The 20786-nt window shown below is 35.6% G+C and carries 20 protein-coding genes; 13 read left to right on the top strand and 7 right to left on the bottom strand.

Features of this window, described 5'->3' with window-relative positions:
- The first annotated feature begins 84 nt into the window (after positions 1-84).
- Together AC5WOE_RS08695 and AC5WOE_RS08690 are read left to right on the top strand one after the other, a co-directional pair.
- Positions 85-279, top strand: coding sequence for an ATP-binding protein (locus AC5WOE_RS08695; protein ID WP_496050609.1), 195 nt, complete (start codon positions 85-87; stop codon positions 277-279).
- A 2-nt stretch (positions 280-281) separates the two neighbouring features.
- Entirely contained in the window at positions 282-1064 is a 783-nt protein-coding gene (locus AC5WOE_RS08690) for an SDR family NAD(P)-dependent oxidoreductase (RefSeq protein WP_496052376.1), read from the top strand.
- Positions 1065-1435: 371 nt separating this feature from the next.
- Here AC5WOE_RS08690 and AC5WOE_RS08685 read toward each other — a convergent pair whose 3' ends face one another.
- Positions 1436-2764, bottom strand: a complete 1329-nt coding sequence (locus AC5WOE_RS08685; protein ID WP_496052375.1) for a hemolysin family protein — start codon at positions 2762-2764, stop codon at positions 1436-1438.
- A 165-nt stretch (positions 2765-2929) separates the two neighbouring features.
- Here AC5WOE_RS08685 and AC5WOE_RS08680 point away from each other — a divergent pair, with 165 nt between their 5' ends.
- The 3 genes from AC5WOE_RS08680 (at position 2930) to AC5WOE_RS08670 (ending at position 5514) form a co-directional block, all read left to right on the top strand.
- Complete coding sequence (locus tag AC5WOE_RS08680; protein WP_496050606.1) at positions 2930-3361, top strand: MarR family winged helix-turn-helix transcriptional regulator; 432 nt, start codon at positions 2930-2932, stop codon at positions 3359-3361.
- A gap of 172 nt (positions 3362-3533) precedes the next feature.
- On the top strand, positions 3534-4901 hold the full coding sequence (locus AC5WOE_RS08675) for an MFS transporter (protein ID WP_496052374.1): 1368 nt from the start codon (positions 3534-3536) through the stop codon (positions 4899-4901).
- A 142-nt stretch (positions 4902-5043) separates the two neighbouring features.
- On the top strand, positions 5044-5514 hold the full coding sequence (locus tag AC5WOE_RS08670) for a Cif family virulence factor (RefSeq protein ID WP_496050604.1): 471 nt from the start codon (positions 5044-5046) through the stop codon (positions 5512-5514).
- 588 nt (positions 5515-6102) lie between these two features.
- Here the strand turns inward: AC5WOE_RS08670 and AC5WOE_RS08665 are convergent.
- On the bottom strand, positions 6103-6318 hold the full coding sequence (locus AC5WOE_RS08665; RefSeq protein ID WP_496050603.1) for a helix-turn-helix domain-containing protein: 216 nt from the start codon (positions 6316-6318) through the stop codon (positions 6103-6105).
- A 437-nt stretch (positions 6319-6755) separates the two neighbouring features.
- Between AC5WOE_RS08665 and AC5WOE_RS08660 the strand changes: the two genes are divergently transcribed.
- Positions 6756-7283 carry an HAD-IIIA family hydrolase gene (locus tag AC5WOE_RS08660; RefSeq protein WP_496052373.1) on the top strand — a complete coding sequence of 176 codons (528 nt, stop codon included), beginning with the start codon at positions 6756-6758 and terminating at the stop codon, positions 7281-7283.
- On the opposite strand, the gene AC5WOE_RS08655 is transcribed toward AC5WOE_RS08660, so the two are convergent.
- Complete coding sequence (locus AC5WOE_RS08655; protein ID WP_496050601.1) at positions 7280-7474, bottom strand: helix-hairpin-helix domain-containing protein; 195 nt, start codon at positions 7472-7474, stop codon at positions 7280-7282. The two genes, AC5WOE_RS08660 and AC5WOE_RS08655, sit on opposite strands and share 4 nt — an antisense overlap.
- Before the next feature lie 84 nt (positions 7475-7558).
- Here AC5WOE_RS08655 and AC5WOE_RS08650 point away from each other — a divergent pair, with 84 nt between their 5' ends.
- A complete protein-coding gene (locus AC5WOE_RS08650; RefSeq protein WP_496052372.1) occupies positions 7559-8320 on the top strand; it encodes an MBL fold metallo-hydrolase in 762 nt (253 codons plus the stop codon).
- Here AC5WOE_RS08650 and AC5WOE_RS08645 read toward each other — a convergent pair.
- Both AC5WOE_RS08645 and AC5WOE_RS08640 read right to left on the bottom strand, forming a co-directional pair.
- The gene (locus AC5WOE_RS08645; RefSeq protein ID WP_496052371.1) at positions 8310-8873 is read right to left on the bottom strand and encodes a class I SAM-dependent methyltransferase; all 564 of its coding nucleotides are present in this window, start codon (positions 8871-8873) and stop codon (positions 8310-8312) included. The two genes, AC5WOE_RS08650 and AC5WOE_RS08645, sit on opposite strands and share 11 nt — an antisense overlap.
- Positions 8874-8897: 24 nt before the next feature.
- Positions 8898-9437, bottom strand: a complete 540-nt coding sequence (locus AC5WOE_RS08640) for a ribonuclease FAU-1 family protein (protein ID WP_496052370.1) — start codon at positions 9435-9437, stop codon at positions 8898-8900.
- 133 nt (positions 9438-9570) lie between these two features.
- Between AC5WOE_RS08640 and AC5WOE_RS08635 the strand changes: the two genes are divergently transcribed.
- On the top strand, positions 9571-10239 hold the full coding sequence (locus AC5WOE_RS08635) for a serine/threonine protein kinase (protein WP_496052369.1): 669 nt from the start codon (positions 9571-9573) through the stop codon (positions 10237-10239).
- Between the two features lie 129 nt (positions 10240-10368).
- On the opposite strand, the gene AC5WOE_RS08630 is transcribed toward AC5WOE_RS08635, so the two are convergent.
- Positions 10369-11526: an MFS transporter gene (locus AC5WOE_RS08630; RefSeq protein WP_496052368.1), complete on the bottom strand. Its 1158-nt coding sequence runs from the start codon at positions 11524-11526 to the stop codon at positions 10369-10371.
- 281 nt (positions 11527-11807) lie between these two features.
- On the opposite strand from AC5WOE_RS08630, the gene fabV reads away from it, so the two are divergent.
- On the top strand, positions 11808-12998 hold the full coding sequence (gene fabV, locus AC5WOE_RS08625) for an enoyl-ACP reductase FabV (protein ID WP_496052367.1): 1191 nt from the start codon (positions 11808-11810) through the stop codon (positions 12996-12998).
- A gap of 40 nt (positions 12999-13038) precedes the next feature.
- Here the strand turns inward: fabV and AC5WOE_RS08620 are convergent, their stop codons facing one another.
- Positions 13039-13425, bottom strand: coding sequence for a VOC family protein (locus AC5WOE_RS08620; protein ID WP_496052366.1), 387 nt, complete (start codon positions 13423-13425; stop codon positions 13039-13041).
- A 147-nt stretch (positions 13426-13572) separates the two neighbouring features.
- Here AC5WOE_RS08620 and AC5WOE_RS08615 point away from each other — a divergent pair, with 147 nt between their 5' ends.
- The 4 genes from AC5WOE_RS08615 to AC5WOE_RS08600 all read left to right on the top strand — a co-directional run bounded on the left by AC5WOE_RS08615 (position 13573) and on the right by AC5WOE_RS08600 (position 20722).
- Positions 13573-15405, top strand: coding sequence for an ankyrin repeat domain-containing protein (locus AC5WOE_RS08615; protein WP_496052365.1), 1833 nt, complete (start codon positions 13573-13575; stop codon positions 15403-15405).
- Positions 15406-15890: 485 nt separating this feature from the next.
- Positions 15891-16391, top strand: a complete 501-nt coding sequence (locus AC5WOE_RS08610) for an RrF2 family transcriptional regulator (protein ID WP_496052364.1) — start codon at positions 15891-15893, stop codon at positions 16389-16391.
- A gap of 192 nt (positions 16392-16583) precedes the next feature.
- The gene (locus AC5WOE_RS08605; protein WP_496052363.1) at positions 16584-18539 is read left to right on the top strand and encodes a toprim domain-containing protein; all 1956 of its coding nucleotides are present in this window, start codon (positions 16584-16586) and stop codon (positions 18537-18539) included.
- Between the two features lie 23 nt (positions 18540-18562).
- On the top strand, positions 18563-20722 hold the full coding sequence (locus AC5WOE_RS08600; protein ID WP_496052362.1) for a DNA gyrase subunit A: 2160 nt from the start codon (positions 18563-18565) through the stop codon (positions 20720-20722).
- Positions 20723-20786: the final 64 nt, after the last annotated feature.

The raw sequence follows: 20786 nt of genomic DNA, 5'->3' as shown, positions 1-20786 counted from the left end.
TTCTGAGAAGAGACATATTGTACAATCACGAATAATTTAGCTTCATTTCTAGTGTACACTTCCTTTTTAAGGAATGTTTGCCAGTTGATTTGGTATTTAATGGTATTTGGTAAAAATGGAATCGACTTAGCCATTGTAAAGCAATTAGTGGAAGCACATAAGGGTATAATCTGGATAGATAGCAAAGTAGGTGAGGGAGCAAGTGTTGTGGTTTCTATTCCTACAGTGAAACGAAATTATCTTATCTACAATCACAATGAAATGGGTAAAGGAGTATGAAAATGGATCTAGGATTGAATGGTAAAGTTGCATTAATTACAGGTGGCAGCAAGGGAATCGGTTTACATACAGCTATACAACTTGTTAAGGAGGGAGCAAATGTAGCAATATGTGCTAGAAACCCAGAGTCACTAGAGAAAGCGGCAGAGCAAGTTCTCCAGCAAACAGGTAGTAAAGTATATTATTCGCTAGCAGATATAACCAAAAAAGAAGACTGTGAAAAAATCGTACTGCAAACAGCAGAACATTTTGGTCGCTTTGATATCTTAATTAATAATGCTGGTACCTCTTCTGCAAATCCCTTCGAACAAGTAGAAACAGAACTTTGGCAGCAGGATCTTGATTTAAAGTTATTTGGGGCTATCCATTGTTCACAATATGCCATTCCTTTTATGCGTCAAGCAGGAGGAGGAGCGATTGTGAATGTAACAGCAGTTCTTGCCAAAACACCTCCAGCATCTTCTTTACCTACAACTGTTAGTAGGGCAGCAGGATTGGCTTTGACGAAAGCGATGAGCAAAGATTTAGGGCATGATAACATTCGAGTCAATACCGTTTGTATTGGATTGATCCGCAGTGATCAAATCGAAAAACGATGGAAACAACAAGCACCAGAACAAAGCTGGGAACAATTTTCAACCAAAGCCGAACATCAAATTCCACTAGGTCGTATTGGGGAGACAGAGGAAGCTGCTAAAGTGATTGCTTTCCTAGCATCAGATGCAGCTTCTTATGTAACGGGTACATCGATAAATATTGATGGTGGTGTTTCAGGGATTTTATAATTTTCAATAAATTAAATATGGGAGAGCAGATCATAAAGAAAAAGATGCATTATATTTTTATTAAAAAACTTCATTTTTTGAAGTTATTTATTGTAATATAACAATACGAGATGCTGTCCACATTAAGAATGGTGCCATGATGATTTTTAAAATAGGTGTGCTTTTGGTGCTTTTGGCACTGGCTGTGCTCTTGGAGCGCGCCAATGTGTCTCGAATTTGGGGATACATCTTCGCGGGTTTCTTTTCGGTGGGGTTTATTTACTTCTTTTTTACCCTTCCGAGTTAGAAGCCAGGCCAACTCGTGTAGAGTTTGGCCGCAGAGAATTAGCTCTTTGTAGCTCTATATAAATATAGAAAGAAGCAAGCAATTGCTAGCTTCTTTCTTCAAGAGTTTTGCTTTTTATTTTTTTCTCTGTTTTTTTCACCAAAATACGTTCGATGCTCTGTTTGTTTACTTTCTCGATGATAAATGTCGTATCTCTCCAGTTTAATTCTTCGCCAACATTGGGTATCCTTTCAAATTGAGAGAATAGCCAGCCTCCAATAGTATCATTTTCCTCATCGTTTATCTGAAGGTGAAAGTATTTGTTCACATCTTCAATTAATAATCGAGCCTCAATGGAAACTCCCTTTTCCGTATCTTGAAAGAAAGGGCGTTCGTTATCGAATTCATCTTGAATTTCTCCAAATATTTCTTCGATGATATCCTCTATCGTTATTAATCCAGATATACCACCATATTCATCTACTACAATTGCCATGTGACTTTTTGCTTTTTGCATTTGTATAAAGGCATCTTTTATTTCAATTGTTTCTGGAATGAAGTGTATAGAGCGCATAAGTGACTGGATTGGGATATTTTTTTTCTCTTTGACTATTGTTTCAAAGAAATCTCTAAGAAGAATAACCCCTAAAATTTGGTCTTTATTTCCGTCATAAATAGGGAACCGCGTTAATTTGGTATTAAGTATGGTTTCTAAATGTTTTTCGGAGGAATCCTGTATATCTAATCCAATTATTTTGATGCGAGGTACCATGATCTCACGTACGACGCGGTCCGTAAATTCAAAGACATTATCAAAAAGGGTGAGTTCTGCTTTATCAATAATACCGCTTTTATGGCTCTCTTTGATTACCATTCGAATTTCTTCTTCTGTATGTACTTGTTGATGATCATCTTGTAGTTCTATTCCAAGCCATTTAAGAACAAAGTTGGCTGAGCTATTTAAAGCGATAATGAAAGGTTTAAATACAATATAAAACCAATGTAATGGGGTAACTGTCCATAAAGTTGTTGTTTCAGAACGTCGAATAGCTAATGATTTTGGAGCCATTTCTCCTATAACAATATGCAAAAATGTAATGACTGAAAAGGCTATGACGAAAGATATGGTGTGGTTTAACCATTCGGGTAGATGAAAATAGTGAAGGATAGGTTCCAATATTTTTGCAAGTGTGGGTTCTCCAACCCAACCTAATCCGAGTGATGCGAGCGTGATACCTAGTTGAGTAGCAGAGAGATAAGCATCTAAGTTTTTCAAAACAGTTTGGGCCATTTTTCCACGTTTGGTCATGATTTGTGCAATACGGGTTGTTCGTACTTTTACCAATGCAAATTCTGCTGCGACAAAAAAGCCATTTAGTAGCACCAGTACTAAAACTAAAACGAAATTAATGATGGTAGATGTGACTGTGTCCATTTTCTGAGTTTGTCTCTCCTCGGTTTATTTCATTTACATTTATCTCTATCTTACACAAGAATGGTAGAAAATAAAATTAGTTAAAATCAATGGTTGACTAATCAACTTAAATGGTATATATTTTCTATAGTTGATTAGTCAACCATAGAAAAGGAGAAGATTGTATTGAATGAAAGCATAGCAAGATGGATTTCCGTAATCCATCGCCAATTTCAAATTTATCTCAATCGAGAATTAAAAGAGTATGATATCAATTCCTCTGAGTACATTTTTTTGGTTAATTTGTATGAAGAAGATGGGATATCACAAGAGCAATTGTCTGCGAATCTCTTTATCAATAAGGCGGCTACTGCTCGTGCGATTAGTCGTTTGGAGAAATTAGGGTATGTAAAAAGAACACGTTCACCTGTAGACAGCAGAGCATATTTAGTGACTTTAACCGACAAAGGATTAAAGATGCAAAACTTTATCAAAACAAAACTGGCTTACTGGTCGAAAACACTTTCCAAAGGATTTACAGAGGAGCAGACGGATTTATTTCTTCAGTTGATTAAACAGATGTCTAGAAATGCGTTAGAAGAAACGAAATGCAAGTAAAACTGTATGAATGTAGTTTCCCATCACGTTATTCAAAGACTAGGGATAATGTGATGGGAAATAACCTACGAACCTCTCACTAATTTCAAAACAGTAGATAGGGTAGGAAGGATATCTTTACTATTTTCTTTTGTTTCATAATGATAAAAACTAGGAGCGGAGGTTACTACCGATGAATTCGGAATATTCTCAACAAAAAGGTGAAATATTAATGCGTATTGTAATGTTCACCTTAACTCTATCGTCGATAAGTGTGCTCATATTTAATTATGTTCTACCTGAAATCAGTAAGGAATTTAAACTTTCTTTTTCTCAAGTAAGTTGGCTTTCCACTTCATATGTAATTATTTATGCAATTGGCACTGTTACCTACGGAAAACTTGCCGATCAGTATAAATTAAAAAATCTACTCACTTTTGGATTGATTATTCTAACAATAGGTTCTTTTGTAGGTTTATCTTCCCATACGTTTTGGGTAGCTCTTTTTGCAAGGTGTTTGCAAGCCATCGGGGCATCTGTGATACCAGCAGTAGCAACCTTAATCCCAGTGCGGTACTTTCCTCCAGAGAATAGAGGAAAGGCACTAGGAATGATGGCTACAGGTTTGGCTTTAGGAAGTGCACTTGGGCCAGTTGTTTCAGCTCTTATAGCAAGTATTGTGAATTGGAGGTGGTTGTTTGCTGTTCCTGTACTTATATTGGCAACATTGCCTATTTATCGTAAATACTTAGATGAAGAACGGCAGGCGGCTACAGGGACATTTGATGGAATTGGTGCAATGCTATTTGCAATAACAGTGATATCAGTCTTATTAGGTGTTACGAATGGAATAGGATGGTTATTTATATGTGCATGTGTTGCAATTTGTTTTTTTGTCATTCGGATTAAGTCAGTAAAAAATCCTTTCTTTCCAACTCGATTATTTTCAAATAGAAATTATGTGGTTTATTTAGGGCTTTCCTTTGTTATTAATGGTATTGGAACAAGTTTATATTTTTTAACTCCTCTTTTATTATCCCAAGTACAGAAGCTACCTACATCATGGATTGGACTTGCAATGGTTCCGGCAGCAACAGCTTCAGCTTATTTCGGAAGAAAAGGAGGAAAATTAGCAGATTTAAAAGGGAACTCTAATTTATATTTTTTGTCTTTTAGTTTATTATTCATCTGTTTTATTTTGCTATCAACATTTGTTGGGAGTCCAATGTGGGTAATCGCAATTTTTTTGGTTTTTGGTTATATTGGCCAGTCATTTATGCTTATTGTATTACAAAATTCAACCTCACAAACACTACCAAAAGAACAGGGAGGTGTAGGGATGGGTATTCTACAAATGTTAAGTTTCATTTCCCAATCTGTTGGTGTTGCTATTTATAGTAAAGTGTTGGATGCAGGGTCTTACACACATTGGAATCTAGTGTTCACGAGTTCTAAAGGAATTGTATTTAGTAATATTTATTTAGCACTCGCTATTTTACATTTCGTTATCTTCCTCTTTTACTATTTTATGTTTGGAAAAGTAAGGGGAAATTATATGTGAGAGGTTGAATAAAAAAGGCATAGGATAAAATAGAGGTTGAAATAGATGACAATTCACAATCTAGTATATAAAAATAATATTTTATAATATAAAATGAATACGATCAAAAATGATTTTTTTATGAACAAGAAAGGATGTCATCATGACAAAACAGATTAGAAGACTAAGTATCGTACTCATTTTGATGTTATTATTTCTATCTACTGCTTGTGGAAAGCCTTCTGAAGAGACAACATTAAAGCAAACAGTTGAAGATAATTTTCAAGCTATGAATGACAAGGATCTTACGAAGTATATGAGCATGTTGTCGAAAGAGGCTGATCCAAATGTCATTACTCAGACCGAAAATACGATGAAAAATGCGTTTGAAAATTTTGATCTTCATGCAACTCTGAAAAGGTTTAAAGTTATTTCAATTGATGGCGATACTGCTGTTATTGAAGTGGAACAAGATACAATTAATAGCAATGATGATCCCCGGTTTAAAAATAATCGCATCATTGCAGAACATACGCTTAAAAAAGAAGATGGTCAATGGAAATTTAAATCTACCGTTATACGATCAGCAAAACAGATTGATAAATCTGGAGAAGTAATTGGAGAATTACAATAAAAACAAAAATTGACCTCTCTATTCTGAGTAAGGTCAGTTTTTTGGTTTGAAAATGAAATACTGTCCTGATTATCTTATTCGATTAGTGATATATTTTATACTATAGGTACCAGCAATACATTCGGCTTGATAAGAAATAGGTGAATGAAATTGGATAAAAAGCAATTCGACAAACAAGATAAAATATTATTCTGGACTTGTATGATCATTGCCGTTGTTATGGGATTGTCTTTTGTTAGCAAATTTTTTAGATGAGAAAAATCTGTGAGGAATACTAGGATTGAGACAGCGATGCTCTGAAAAACATTTTGCTGGAAGGGGTGAGAGTGATTGCGGCATTGGATGTGGTGAAACCTGAAAGAAATCCTATCCATTGGTGGGAATCCTCCAATCCTAAGGCTTTTTCAGAGTGGAAAGTCAGCCTCCAATCTCTTTTATGTATTATAATAAAAGAGATTTTACTAGCATCCATATTTTAGGTATAATAGAGAAGTGTGGTAAGTATGAATTCTATATCTAGAAGATAATATACCAATATATGGCTATGTAACCTCTAGCTGATCAGATTCTAAGGGTATTCGCTCATTTTTATTGTTCATTTTTTTTATTTGGAATTCGGATAACAACTTTTTCAATGGGTAAGTTATAGTGTTCACAAATGCGATCGATTGTTTCCGTAGTTACATTCCCGTCTTTCCAGATACGTTGGTATGTGCGGGCGTTGAGGCCTAAATCTTTTGCTAGGTCTGTTTTTTCTTTCCCTTCACCTGCCATCCACATACGAAGGGGTTTAAATGAAATCATATGTACTCTCCTTTGTTCTGAAGAACATTTTTTTGTGTAATAGTGCAAAAAATAAGTGCTGGAGCGTTGATTATTGCATACTATATAGTATAATCTGAGATCAGAATCAACGAAAGGATGAGAATATTTTGAAAGACATTGAGCCATGGGGAACTTAATCTACCCAAAGTAAGAGTGACTGACTACGGATGGCTAATGATATGCTGTTATTCAACTCCCTTCTAGATATAGTTTTACTTGCATCTTTGCGAATTAAAATTGATTATACATGTTTGTTATATGTTCTCATAGGTATAAAAATAACTCTTCTCAGTAATGGAACAGAAATTCGATTTTTCACGAGTTGAATGGTTAATCCGTAATGAATGAAAGCAGAAAAACTACTCAGAAAGAGTAGTTTTTCTGCTTTGTGACAAAAAATGAAGAGAAGTGATGATATGAAAGGTCATAAGGCAGTCTTCTTGGATCGTGATGGGACAATAGGAGGAGGAAAAACTGTTCAATATCCAGGTGAGTTTATCTTATTTCCACATACTCTCAAGTGTATACATTCTCTTAAACAAGCAGGTTTCTTTGTCTTTACTTTTACAAATCAACCTGGAATTGCAAGAGGTGAGGCACAGCTTGAGATGTTTGAGAAAGAATTAATATCATTTGGATTTGATGCCGTATATATTTGCCCGCATAAACCAGAAGAAGGATGTACATGTCGGAAACCAGGTATAGGGTTATTAGAGCGGGCAGCGAAAGATCACCAATTGAACTGGGATGAATCTTTTGTTATTGGAGATCGTTGGTCAGATATGGTAGCAGGGAATCGAATGGGGTGTCGTTGTATTCTTGTAAGGACTGGTGCTGGAATGGAGGCATTAAGGGAATATCGATTTAAATGGGTGGAAATAGAACCTGATTATATAGCTGATAGTTTAAAAGATGCTGTGCAATGGATTTTAGAACAAGATTAATCCTCTTTTGCAAAGAACATTCCTTTTGCTGTTAATGCTTGGCGCAGCCTAGTTATCGCTTTTGGCCCCATCCCATGTAGTTGGCTAAGCTTCGATTCTGTAACTTCTGTGAGTTGTTCAAGATGTGTGTATCCAGCGTTTATAAGTGCGCGTTGTGCTGGTTTTGCTAATTTAATGTCATCGTGTATCATGTATTTTTTCCTTCCATTTTTTCTATTAAAGGGGATAATTGATGTCGCAGTGCTGACCAGTGCACCTTAACTAAGGGGAGAACTATGGAAACCAAGATACAATTTTTAGGAACTAGTGATTCTCAAGGAGTACCGAGAATGTTGTGTAGTTGTGATGTATGCAAAAGCATAGCCAATACAAGAAGCAGGCCTAGTGTTTTTATTCATGCGAGCAAAAAAATATTAGTTGATGTTTCACCAGATTTTCGCCAGCAATTTATTGATGGTGATCTCTTTATTCCCGATATCCTTTGTATAACCCATGCACATAATGATCACATAGCTGGGTTAGGTGATCTAGCGGATTTATGTTTTTGGCACGAATCAAAGTTGACAGTTATCAGTCCGCCTGATGTCATAAATATTTTGAAACAGCGATACCCTTATCTTACTCCAAAAAGAAATATTTTTTTTACCCCTCTTCATCAAATGGATGTAGATGAGGTGTATATTTCTTTTCATCGTGTGAATCATGGGAATAATGGTTACTCCTATGGCATAAGATTCTCCGATCAAGCAAGTAGTTGGGCATATGTGTCTGATGTTATACACATGACTTCTGAGCAAATGGAGCCATTCTACCACCTCTCCCTATTAATTTTAGGTGCTTCCTACCTAGATGAATCTAATTATCCATTTCAACATAAACGTTCTATTTATGATGTAAGAGAGGCTTTGTTACTAAGAGAGAAGCTACAACCGGAGAAATTGATATTCACACATATGTCACACAATATAGATATAACAAAAAATATTTTGCCAGAAGGTGTTTGGTTTGGGAAAGATGGAATGTGTATTACGATCTAAGTGGCTTTATGGCGTCTAAGATTAAGGATACAAAACCCAATCTACCCTTTCGATTCCGGTGATCAAATGGAAAAGACCGATAGATAACTCCATCGTTCGGATTCCAAGGGTGATGATGAAATTGACCATTTTCGTCGCAATATTCCAATAATTCGGTTTGGAATCCAACTGTATGAAACATTTTTTGTAATGTTCGATAGGTATATACGATTTGGTGCGTAGCAGCAGGGTGGTCTACTGATCCAGGTCCACCTATTTGGACAAGTTGTTGATACATTTGATCCGGAAAATTCCCATCGGGAACAGCACATCGGATGTAGCCGCCAGGTTTTAAAAACTCCAAACAAGTAGTAGCTGCTTGTATTCCTTGTTCATATGTTAGATGCTCCCATACATGTTCTGCTAAAATAGCTGAAATACTATTTTTTTCAAACTGTTCCAGCCAATGACTTCGATTGAGTAGATTTAAATCATTTTTTTGAGTATGTATCCAATCAGGATTATTTTGGTAAGTATTAGCTCCGATAACAATACGGATAAAAGAAGATTTCATTTTCCTCACCTCATGGGAAGATTTTCAGAGGGGAATAGTATCTATTACTTCTCGTACTTCCATTAATATCTTTTGGTAGGATAAGAGGTGTTCGTCGATATTTTTTAATAGTCTAGAGGAAGTATGTAAAGCCATCTGATACTCTGATTCAGATACGTAGCCATCTTTCTGAGCGGCGATAAGCTCATCATGATCAAGGAGTTCTATTTTTTTATTTGGCAGCACGACGATATCCAAATAAAGATCATCGTACCAAGGGATACCATTATTGCCGATTCCATGTGCTTTGCAAATATCAAGGTACCATTGTATGATAGATTTCTTTTCATCTATCATTACCGTTACAGTATATCTTTGATCAATTGGGAAAAATTGAATCCACCAATATTTTTTGTCTAATATCTTTACCCATGTATTGGAATATTGTTTCCACAATGGAGGGGATACTTGTTTGAAACCTAAATAGGCAATTGTACCTTCAAATTCATTGGATGACTTTGAGAAATATATTTTTTCTTTTATTCGATACCAGTTAGGTCTATTTGCGTATTTTCTTTTGACCAATAAAATGTCTTCCTTTCTAACGCTTTAAGTAATTATTCGATTAATGTTATGATAAGTATAGCAATAAAAAGTGGACAATAGGTTTGGAAAGATCCATACCTATTTTAAACCAAAAGGGAGAATGAAAATTAGTATGGAATCTGACCCAATAGAGGGAGATATACTCATCAAAGAAATTTATGAAATACAATTAGAAAAGAAGGTCGATTCACCAAAAATAAATATTCTACAGATCCCTGAATCCTTCAAGGTGATAGGAACAGGTACAGATGCGGCTGTAGTACAGCATGAATCGGATTCAAATACAGTTTACAAGATTTATGTAGAAGAGGCAGAGTGGAAGTGTGAAGTTGAGTTTTCGATTTATGAGCAATTAAAAGGTTGTTCGACATATGCAACCTGCTATGAAATGGGATCAAATTTTTTAAAACTATCTTATGAAGAAGGACTTACCCTTTACCAATGTTTAGAACAAGGCATTGTGATAAGTCCAAAAGTTATTGAAGAAGTGGAACAAGCCCGTGAATATGCAAGGAAACAAGGGTTAAATCCAAGAGATATTCATTTAGAAAATGTGATATTTCAAGAAGGTCATGCGAAAATAATTGATGTTGCTGAATATCGGAAATCTGGAAATGACTATCGGTGGGAACACTTGGTCGAAGGATACCATCTATTCTATTCCTTAATAGAAGGACGACAAATTCCAACGTTTTTAATAGAAACCGTGAAAAAGTTGTACAAGCAAGAAGAAGACCTTCTTAAGTTTTTTGCAAAATTAAAAGATCTTTCACCTTTCTAAGAAAACCGAAGTTGCTCATTATCGGGCAGCTTCGGTTTTTAGTGTTGGATTCATGCTGAATTAACTTTATTATAGGTCAGAATGGCTCTTCTTGCATCTGGGATCGATGATAAATTGATGCTTTTTCTTCTATTTTTTTAGGGTGACAAACGAAAAAACAAATAGAAAAAGCAAACAAAAATAAGCCATAAAGCCAAATCCACCAAAAATATTTGAAGTAGAAGTGAAATGACCAAATCCTAGTCCTATTCCCATCACTGCAATATTTGAACCTAATGATTGAAATGAATCAAGTGTGGCTCGCATATTACCATCTATACGATGATGGAGATATCCAGAAACAAGTGGGATGACCATGCTGGAAACTAGGAATAAGAAGCCAAAAACGAATAGACTTGAGACATGATGGACAAGTGAAATATAGGATAATCCCAAAATAAATACGAATTGAATAAAGATTAAGAAGGATGTTGGATGAAAATGTTTTTGTATCAGAGGAACAAATAAGTATCCTGGTATTTGTAAAAGCATACAACTGGCGGAGAATAAACCGAAATAAGTGATTGGAATTTGTAATTCGGACAGATAAAGTTGCCAAAATTCATGAATAAAATTGATGCTTGCTCCCAATACCATGCCAGCAGATGTAATCACGATCACATGTGGTTTATCTCGAAGAAAGAGCAAAGCTGTTTTTGTATAAATCCATACAGATGGTGGTAGAGAAGCGGGTTGTTTCCTCTCTGGTTCGATTAGCAAGCAAGAGAATCCAAAAGCAAATAGGCTACTTACGAGAGAAATCCAGTAATTTATCTCCAGAGGATGGGTGTCTGCTAACCAACTACCACTCAAGGCCCCTAAAATTGCCCCTATAAGCTGACACACTTCTATCATACCTATTTCTTTTTCGAATGAGTGTTCTTGTTTGCTCTCCTGTAGGGATTCATATAAAAGCGCATTTTCCGATCCACTTTGAAAAGAGTAACTAACTCCTGCTAATATTATGACAATAACAAAATGCCAAAACTGTGTAGCATAAATGAAGAGAAAAAATTCAAAGCTATATAATAGAGCACCAACCACAAGCATCTTTTTTCGACCCCACAGGTCTGCTAAAACTCCTGTTGGTATTTCCAAGATTAAAATAGTTAGAGCATAGAGAATTTCTGTATAGATGACTTGTTGAACAGTTACTCCTCTTTGCTCCCAAAACAACCGTTCGATAACATAAGCTGGTATTAATGATTGAAAAAAACAAAAAAATCTTAGTTTCCAAACATTTTGCATTCCTTTACCCTCCTTTTAAATGATGGATAAACCATTCAAAAGGGAGGAGGACGTGGTAGATAAGGGATTAATTTTTAGTTGGGTGGACGTATGTTTCTCATGTTTTTCTCCTTTCGTACTATGTTCATCCTATCATTTGGTGGAAACTTGAATCTATTATGAATTCAAGGTACGATGTTTTTGCTGTCAACTTGATGGTTTTTCGGTATACTATAGTAGAATTAGTACTAGGTCTTAATTTTATCTACATATCAAAATTAAATGAGAGAGGATTAAATAAGATGATCGTAAAACCAAAATTTCGTGGGTTTATTTGTACCACTGCACATCCTGAAGGGTGCGCAAGAAATGTGCAAGAACAAATTAGCTATGTGAAAAAACAAAATAAAATAGAAGGCCCCAAAAATGTACTGGTAATTGGCGCTTCTACAGGCTACGGTTTAGCATCCCGTATCACTGCTGCTTTTGGCTCAGGTGCAAGTACAATAGGAGTATTTTTTGAGCGTCCAGCATCAGGGAAACGTACTGCAACCGCGGGTTGGTACAATACGATTGCATTTGAAGAAGCAGCAAATGAAGCTGGAATTTATGCAAAAAGTATTAATGGAGATGCTTTTTCTGATGAGATCAAGCAACAAACCATCGACCTGATTAAACGGGATTTGGGGCAAGTAGATTTAGTTGTATACAGTCTTGCTTCCCCAGTACGAGTACACCCAAAAACAGGGGAAAAGTTTAATTCTGTTATCAAACCAATTGGAGAGCCATTTACAAACAAAACAGTTGATTTCCATAACGGGGAAGTATCTGAAATCACAATCGATCCAGCTACAGAAGAGGAAATTAATCATACGATTACTGTGATGGGTGGAGAAGATTGGCATTTTTGGATGCAGGCTTTGCAAGAAGCTGGAGTATTGGCCTCTGGTGCGAAAACAGTCGCTTATTCTTACATCGGACCGAAAGTGACGCAAGCAATTTATCGAGAAGGTACAATCGGGCAGGCTAAGAATGATTTGGAAGCAACTGCAAAGACGATTCAAGAAGAATTAAATCAGATTGGTGGACATGCTTATGTATCAATTAATAAAGCGCTAGTAACCCAATCTAGTTCTGCAATTCCTGTGGTACCACTATATATTTCCTTGCTCTATAAAGTGATGAAGAATCAGCATTTGCATGAAGGGTGTATTGAGCAGATGTATCGACTCTTTGATGATCGCTTATTTGCTGGTGAGATACCGGTAGATGAAGAAGGTCGTATTCGTTTGGATGATTGGGAAATGAAAGATTCTGTGCAAGAACAAATTTCCAAGCTATGGGGTCAACTGACGACAGATAAGCTTAAGGAAATCTCTGATATTGAAGGATATCGCAAAGAATTTTTCCAGTTGTTCGGTTTTGATCAACCCGAAGTTGACTATGAAGCTGAAATAGATGTTGTGAAAAGTATTCCAAGTATTGCTGAGTGATTATGCCAAAAGACTCCCGTAAATAGGGAGTCTTTGAATTTTAAACCGATTTATTTCGTTGCGTAAACACCTGAAAACAAACACCATATTTATCTGTCACAATTCCATAAGCTGGGCTAAAGGGCATTTCCCCCATCGGCAGATGTTCTACACCTTCTTCTATTAGTGAGGCATATATTTTTTCTGCTCTTTTTTTATCTGGAATGGTAATACAAATATTGACTTGTGTACCTGTTTGATGTGGGATTTGAGGAATACGATCTGATATCATCACTTTGTTATCCCCGATTTTTAAAACGGAATGATCTACTCTATTTTCATCTGCTTGAATAAAAAGAACTTCTGCATCTAACGTTTTTTGATAAAAAGAAATCGCTCCTTTTGCATTTCCATTTAACATAATAAAAGGGATCATTTCTAAACTCATATCTTTCATCTCCTCTGTTTGTTCTACAACTATAGTTTAATATCTGATAGTGTCAACTATTGTCACTGATTTATTTTTTCATCTTGACAATTCCTGTCAGGCAGTTTGAAATGGCACTTCAGCTGGAAATAGAAAGGAAGGAAATACATGTCCTATCCATTTCAAGTACTAGTAAATTATTTTCATCGAGAAAACATGCTTTTTTATCATTTATGTGAAGTAGCCATGAAGGAAAATGTAACGTTACTTCAAGTCGAATTTGATTCGGGTAGTGATACGGTTGATCCATCTACAAAAGTATCCATACTTCATATGGCAGCAACAACGGCAGAACCAGAAGTACTGAAGTATCTTATAAAGGAAAAAGGAATAGCTGTAGATAATACGGATTTTTTGGGGAATACCCCTTTGCATTTTGCTGCATTATCAGGTAATAAAAAAGCAGTAGACTTCTTACTAAAAAAAGGGGCAAATAAGTTCAATCAAAATGCTTTGGAGCAGATGCCATGGCAAGTTGCTGTTTCAGGAGAGCTATTAAAGCTGTTAATAGATCAAGAAACAAAGCAAAGTGTTAAGTTCATACCTCCCTATTCCTTACAAGAAGCAATCCGCGAACAAAATGTCTCAATTGTAATAGATTTGCTAGAAATGGGAGTACATCCTGATATGCTGAATTACAAGGGGTATCAATTGGAATATAAATTACCATTACATGATGCAATTGAAATTGGAAATAGACAGATTGTAAAACTGTTACTAGAATATGGGGCTGATCTGTCTTATTCTAATAATTTTTTAGAACTAGCCCTGGGGCATACAGAGATTGTGGAGTTGTTACTCGAATACGGTGCAGACCCAAACCAATATAGGGGCTCACTAAGTTTATTACATAAAGCGACTAAAAATAATCAGCTAGAAATCATGGAACTTCTTTTAAAAGCAGGTGCTGATACGGAAGCCCAGGTGAGAGGTCATTATTTCTATCATCCGCCGCTTCGGGAGGCACAATCCAAAGAAGCAGTTGATTTACTGATACGGTATGGAGCAGAAGTAAATCCAGAATTAATGGGGAACTTTAGTTTTTTTACATGGCCTGTTGATCGTGGATTGGTGGAGGTTGTAGAAAGGTTTATCGAAATAGGAGTGCCGATTGATTCGGGGCATTTATGGGATATGGTTATTAGTGGTAGAAATAGCTATAAGATATGCAAAGTATTTTTAGAAGCAGGTTTAGATGTCAACTTACCATTGCAATTCGATCCTTCTGTTTTATTTAAAGTAATCTCGTATGATAAATCAGATCTCATTCCTTTTCTTCTTCATTACTGTGCGGATTTGGATATAAGGAATGACCAAGGATATCGTCCTTATGAATTTGCTCTGATAAGAGGAAATAATCGTGCTATCATCCATATTACTGAATTTTGTAAAGAAAATAATAAACCATTGCCAACTTATGAAGAAATTCCTTCAATAAAAGAGATTTTACAGGAAGGGTATAATGAAGTTGTACAGTTAACTTGGTATCATTCTGCCGGTACTTATGATGCGGATAAATGGATAATAGCAATAATGAAGAAATTAGGATATTCCGCCCGTGTATTGCCCAGACAAATGTATACTTCAAATGAAGTAGATTATGAAGAAGATTTTGACGAAGAGACTTATAAACCTCCTCTGATGTCTTTTGATGTCTCTTTTGATTCTCACGATCCGAGATATTTTATTTTGATAGCAATGTATTATGATGAATTCAATTATGCTTATTCTTACGATTTTTATGTTCGTTGTCATCCAAACGATGTAAAAAAGGTAGAGAAAGCAGTCCATCAGATGTTTGATTCTGAAGAAGCTGGAGAAAAGATAATTTATAAATCTCGTCAGGATGATGGAAATGAGATTTCAGAAATGAGCAAAAAACGGATAGAAGCAGATAAACAATTAGTTGAATCACATACCATCTTAATGGAAAGAAAATAAGTAGTTGAAAAGAGTGGGCGACCGTGGCCAGTAATTGGTCACGGTCGTTGCGTATGACAGCTTATTAATACTGTCCTACGATGTGCTCCTTTGAACAGGTACAGAAAGTCATGCCTCGAAGGGTACAATGTTCCTTTCTGGTGGGGTCGATTATCAAAAAGCTTCGGAGACCACTAGCTGGAACGAGATGGTATTCATCCCCTGAGGTGAGATGGGTAAAAATCAAATCCGGAAAGTAGAGTTCGCACTTATTTGACTGCGATGCACATATTCCCTGTACTTGATATGGACCCAATGTGCCGATGACTTCAAAGTTCTTCCGGTTACGTGTTTCGGGAAGATAAAGCGGCATGAGTACCTCTCTTTGGAGTCAGATAAATTTCATTATAAGGGATGTTGGATGAAATATATAGGTTGATTGTATTTTAATAGATTGTCACATATATTATAGATAATGAGTATCTTTGATAGAGGTGGGATGGATGATGAATTTTAGTGTAGGTGTTGAATACGCATTGCATTGTCTTGTTAATATTATTCCTCTGAATCGACCTATTGGTATAAAAGATCTGGCAGAGTTTCAAGGTGTTTCCGAATCTTACCTATCCAAAATCTTCACCAAATTAGTTAAAGGTGGAATTGTGCAATCCACACCAGGAGTAAGAGGTGGATATGAGTTAACCAAATCTCCTAAAAAAATTACATTTTATGATGTCGTAATTGCAATTGAAGGTTCACAACCGATTTTCCAGTGCAAAAATATCATCGCAAAAGCGGTTACAAATGAAGCAATTGACGTCGAAGAGAATGAGGATATAGTCCCATGTTTAATCAATCGCACCATGTTAGAAGCGGAACAGGAGTTGTATAACTTTTTAAAGGGAAAAACGTTGATGTGGCTAAGAGAAACATTAGACAATGAATTATCATCGGATATTCAAGAGAAAAATAGGGAGTGGTTTCAAAAAAAATTAGCACAAAATTAAATTTGAAAGGGACTTCAGAAATGAACCTTTTGAATAATGTAAGAAATCAGTAGATAAGCGAACAAACTTACCCTTATTTTCAAATAGTAAGGGGTAGGTTTGTTCGCTTAAACTTGACAAAATTAGTGATATATAATTATCTATTTTTAGATTATTAGTTCATCATGCACAAATTTAAAGGAGGTTCACCTGTTGAGTATAGATACATATAATTCTGATTCTATTCAATCACTAGGGATTCTAGGTGGAGTACGTGCTAAGCCAGCATCGATTGGACTAGAAAATCATAACCATACTTTTATTGAAATATTAGCAAACGCGATAGATGAATATCGAGAAGGATTTGGGAGAGAAATTATCATCACCAAATATCTAGATAAGTCTATTATGATCCAAGATTTTGGCCGTTCTGTTCCAATGGATAAAAACAAAGAAGGAGAATACGCTTACAAAAAAGTCTTTGATGAATTGTGGTCAGGTGGAAAGTATAACAACAATGATACAACTGGAAACTACCAATTTTCATTGGGAACCAATGGGGTTGGAGCTACAGGAACTAACTATACAAGTGATTTTTTTGAATGTACTGCTATCAATCCAAATGGTTACAAGTATTACATTCGCTTTGAAAAAGGCTTACAAGTTGGAGACTTGGTCAAAGAAAAACACAAACTTGACTATCGCGGAACGCTTATTCACTGGCTGCCTTCTGCTGAAGTGTTTCGTGGTGAAAATGAAGTGTGTACCGACTTTATTAAAGAAACACTAAAAAATCAATCCATTGTCAATAGTGGGTTAAAGTTTATCTTTCATAATGAGATGGATGGGACAACAGATGTGTTCCTTTATGAAAACGGTGTGAAAGATTATATCGCAGAGTTAAGTGATGGGAAAAACTTTACGGAAATCGTTCAATTTCGAACAGAGACACAAGGAAAAGAGAAGAATGAGGAATCAGAGTTTAAGTTTAAAGCAGAAATTACATTTGTGTTTCATAATGAGGTAAAAAAAATGCAGTATTTCCACAACTCTTCTTTATTAGAGCATGGTGGTACCCCAGAAAATTACATCAAAAACGGATTTACGAAAGCAGTTGATAATCTTCTTAAAGATAAGTATACCAAAGGGGAGAAAAAGATCAGTTTTGATGATGTGAGAGAGAGTCTAATTGTTATAAGCAATTCTTACTCTACTGTTTCGTTATATACGGATCAAACAAAGAAAAAAATGGAGTCTAAGTTTGTCCAAGAGTATATGACCCAATATTTGCGTGAGAAATTAGAAGTATACTTTATTGAAAATCCATTGGAAGGTCAAAAGATTGCTGATCAAATTCTCATCAATAAACGCAGTAGAGAAAAGGCAGAGAAGACACGGTTAGATGTGAAAAAGAAGCTCCAGTCCTCTGTAAACAATATCACCAATCGTATTGATGGTTTTATCAATTGTAAATCAAAAGATAGAAATCAAACGGAATTATATATCGTGGAAGGAAAATCGGCTCTAGGTTCAACTAAGCAGGGAAGGGATGCTGAATTTCAAGCCATTTATGCACTTCGAGGGAAAATTTTAAATTGCTTAAAGGCGGACTATGACAAGATTTTCAAGAACGATATTATTGTGGATATGGTGAAACTTTTAGGCTGTGGAATCGAAGTGAAATCTAAGTATAATAAAGACTTACATACGTTTGACCTCCAAAACCTGCGTTGGTCTAAAATCATTATCACAACAGATGCAGATATCGATGGCTTCCATATTCGTACTTTATTGTTAACTGTAATTTATCGATTGATGCCCACTTTAATCGAATCAGGGAAAATATATATAGCGGAGTCTCCTCTTTATGAGATTACACACAAAGAAAAATCTTATTTTGCCTACAGTGATAAAGAAAAAGATGCCATTGTTAAGAAGTTAAAAGGAAAAGTAATGATTCAACGATCCAAAGGATTGGGAGAGAACACTGCAGAAATGATGTGGGAGACTACGATGAACCCAGTAACTCGTAAGCTGATCCAAATTGTAAAAGAAGATGTTGAATCGACAGGGCGTTATTTTGAATTATTTCTTGGTGATGATCTACAAGGAAGGAAACAGTATATCGAGAAAAACTTACATGAATATATCGATGTCGCGTTAGATTAGCGTGAATAGGAGGGTATTATTGTATGATTTTACAAAATATAACGCAAAGTTTGAAAGATAATTACATGCCTTATACCGCACATGTTATTATGCATCGGGCTCTACCAGAAATTGATGGCTTAAAGCCCAGTCAGCGGAGAATTCTTTATACAATGTTCCAAATGGGGTTATTAAAAAGTGGTCGAAAAAAATCTCAAGGGGTAGTGGGGCAAACCATGTTTTTACATCCTCATGGTGATATGGCGATCTATGAGACTTTGGTGAGGTTAACCAAAGACAACGAATCGCTACTCCTGCCCTATATTGATTCCAAAGGTAACTTTGGAAAACAGTATTCTCGTGATATGAAGTATGCATCAGCCCGTTATACGGAAGTAAAGTTAGCAGCCATTGCAGCAGAATTGTTTCGAGATATCGATAAAGATACAGTAGATATGATTGAAAACTATGATGGTACGCTCCAAGAGCCGCGTCTTCTGCCAGTGACTTTTCCATCAATTTTAGTAAATACATCAAGTGGTACAGCAGTAGGGATGGCAAGTAGCATCGCACCATTTAATTTGAATGAAGTGATTGATTATACGATTGCTAGTATTAAAAATCCGGACACAGAAGTGGGTGAATATATTCAGGCTCCTGATTTCCCTACTGGTGGAAACATTATTTATCATGACAAAGAGATGAAGCATATCTATCACACTGGTAAAGGCTCTTTCAAAATTCGTTCTTCTTACCGTATAGATGGGAATTCGATTATATTTGAGGAAATTCCTTATACTACTACCTTTGAAGCGATTATTGAAAAGATAAGTTCGTTAGTAAAAGAAGGAAAAATAAAAGATATTGTAGATATTGATGATATATATGGGATTCATACAAAAGGAATAGAGATTACTGTAAAAAATAGCACTAATAAGGAACTGTTAGTAGAAAAGTTATTTAAGATGACTCCGCTACAAGATACCTTTTCTTGTAATTTTAATTTAATTGTAAATGGTAGACCACAAACGTTGGGAATAAAACAAATCATTCAAGAATGGGTTATTTTTCGAGGCAATGCTATCAAAAGAGGGGCTCAATACGAGAAAACAAAAAAGGAACAAAAAAGACATCTTTTACTGGCTCTAAAGCAAGTGTTACTTGATATCGATAGAGCAGTCGCTATTATTCGTGAAACAAACAAAAATAGCCAAGTTGTTGCAAACTTGATGGAAGCGTTTCACATAGATGAACTGCAAGCTGAGTATGTGGCGGAAATTAAGTTGCGACATTTGAATAAGGAATATCTTCTACATCGTATCGAAGAAATAGAAACATTAGAAAAAGAAATCGCGGATTTGCATGATATCATTCATAACAAAACAAAATTGAATAAAAAGATGATCCAACAATTGAAAAATGTAAAAAAAACACATGGGATAGAACGAAAATCAAAGATCATATTTGCTGACGATTTACCTGTTGTGGCACCAGAAGAGATAACTATTGATAACTATAATGTTCGAATCAGTGTTACCAAAGAGGGGTATTTGAAAAAAGTGCCTTTGACCTCACTTCGAGGTGGAAATGCGATGAAAGTAAAAGACGGAGATGAAATTATTCATCAGTACAGCACTACTAATAATTCTGACCTCTTAATTTTCACGGACAAATACAATTGTTACAAATATAAAACGTATGAGATAGAAGGTCATAAATTATCAAGTCTTGGAGAGTATCTGCCAACGTTACTGAATTTACAAGATGAAACCATTCTCTTTGTGACTGTTACCAATGACTACAAGGGAGATCTCCTTATTGGGTATGAAGACGGTAAAGTTGCAAAAATAGCATTGTCTGCTTACTATACCAAACAAAATCGTTCCATGTTGAAAAATGCTTATGCTAATAAGAAAGCTCTCTATTGGGATCACATTTTTGAAGATAAAGAAATTTTGGCAGTATCTACGATCAAAAAAGCACTTGTCTTCCATACTTCTATGATAAACCCCAAAACTAGTAAAACCACTATTGGAGTCCAAGCGATGAAATCAAAGAAAAATAGTGTGGTAATAGGGTACTATGATCTCGGTGGTAGAGAATTTGAAGAAAAATCGTATTATTTGACCAAAGGTGCAGGGATTGGCAAATATTTAAAAGGAAACGATTTTGCTTTTCTTCTCGATCAGGGCTTATTGTTTTAATTTTAACAACACAATGGTACGGTATATCATGTGAAATCTATCATGGTCTGTGATAAGGCCATGG

The organism is Shimazuella sp. NTD248 (assembly GCF_059510395.1).
Note: the sequence above shows the minus strand (reverse complement) of the source record. Positions and strands in the feature narration are given on the sequence as shown.

Bases quoted from the DNA above. Each gene is read 5' to 3' on its own strand.
- AC5WOE_RS08690 (WP_496052376.1), top strand. From the start codon at position 282: ATGGATCTAGGATTGAATGGTAAAGTTGCATTAATTACAGGTGGCAGC.
- AC5WOE_RS08685 (WP_496052375.1), bottom strand. From the start codon at position 2,764: ATGGACACAGTCACATCTACCATCATTAATTTCGTTTTAGTTTTAGTA.
- AC5WOE_RS08675 (WP_496052374.1), top strand. From the start codon at position 3,534: ATGAATTCGGAATATTCTCAACAAAAAGGTGAAATATTAATGCGTATT.
- AC5WOE_RS08670 (WP_496050604.1), top strand. From the start codon at position 5,044: ATGACAAAACAGATTAGAAGACTAAGTATCGTACTCATTTTGATGTTA.
- AC5WOE_RS08665 (WP_496050603.1), bottom strand. From the start codon at position 6,318: ATGATTTCATTTAAACCCCTTCGTATGTGGATGGCAGGTGAAGGGAAA.
- AC5WOE_RS08660 (WP_496052373.1), top strand. From the start codon at position 6,756: ATGAAAGGTCATAAGGCAGTCTTCTTGGATCGTGATGGGACAATAGGA.
- AC5WOE_RS08655 (WP_496050601.1), bottom strand. From the start codon at position 7,474: ATGATACACGATGACATTAAATTAGCAAAACCAGCACAACGCGCACTT.
- AC5WOE_RS08650 (WP_496052372.1), top strand. From the start codon at position 7,559: ATGGAAACCAAGATACAATTTTTAGGAACTAGTGATTCTCAAGGAGTA.
- AC5WOE_RS08645 (WP_496052371.1), bottom strand. From the start codon at position 8,873: ATGAAATCTTCTTTTATCCGTATTGTTATCGGAGCTAATACTTACCAA.
- AC5WOE_RS08635 (WP_496052369.1), top strand. From the start codon at position 9,571: ATGGAATCTGACCCAATAGAGGGAGATATACTCATCAAAGAAATTTAT.
- AC5WOE_RS08630 (WP_496052368.1), bottom strand. From the start codon at position 11,526: ATGCAAAATGTTTGGAAACTAAGATTTTTTTGTTTTTTTCAATCATTA.
- fabV (WP_496052367.1), top strand. From the start codon at position 11,808: ATGATCGTAAAACCAAAATTTCGTGGGTTTATTTGTACCACTGCACAT.
- AC5WOE_RS08620 (WP_496052366.1), bottom strand. From the start codon at position 13,425: ATGAGTTTAGAAATGATCCCTTTTATTATGTTAAATGGAAATGCAAAA.
- AC5WOE_RS08615 (WP_496052365.1), top strand. From the start codon at position 13,573: ATGTCCTATCCATTTCAAGTACTAGTAAATTATTTTCATCGAGAAAAC.
- AC5WOE_RS08610 (WP_496052364.1), top strand. From the start codon at position 15,891: ATGAATTTTAGTGTAGGTGTTGAATACGCATTGCATTGTCTTGTTAAT.
- AC5WOE_RS08600 (WP_496052362.1), top strand. From the start codon at position 18,563: ATGATTTTACAAAATATAACGCAAAGTTTGAAAGATAATTACATGCCT.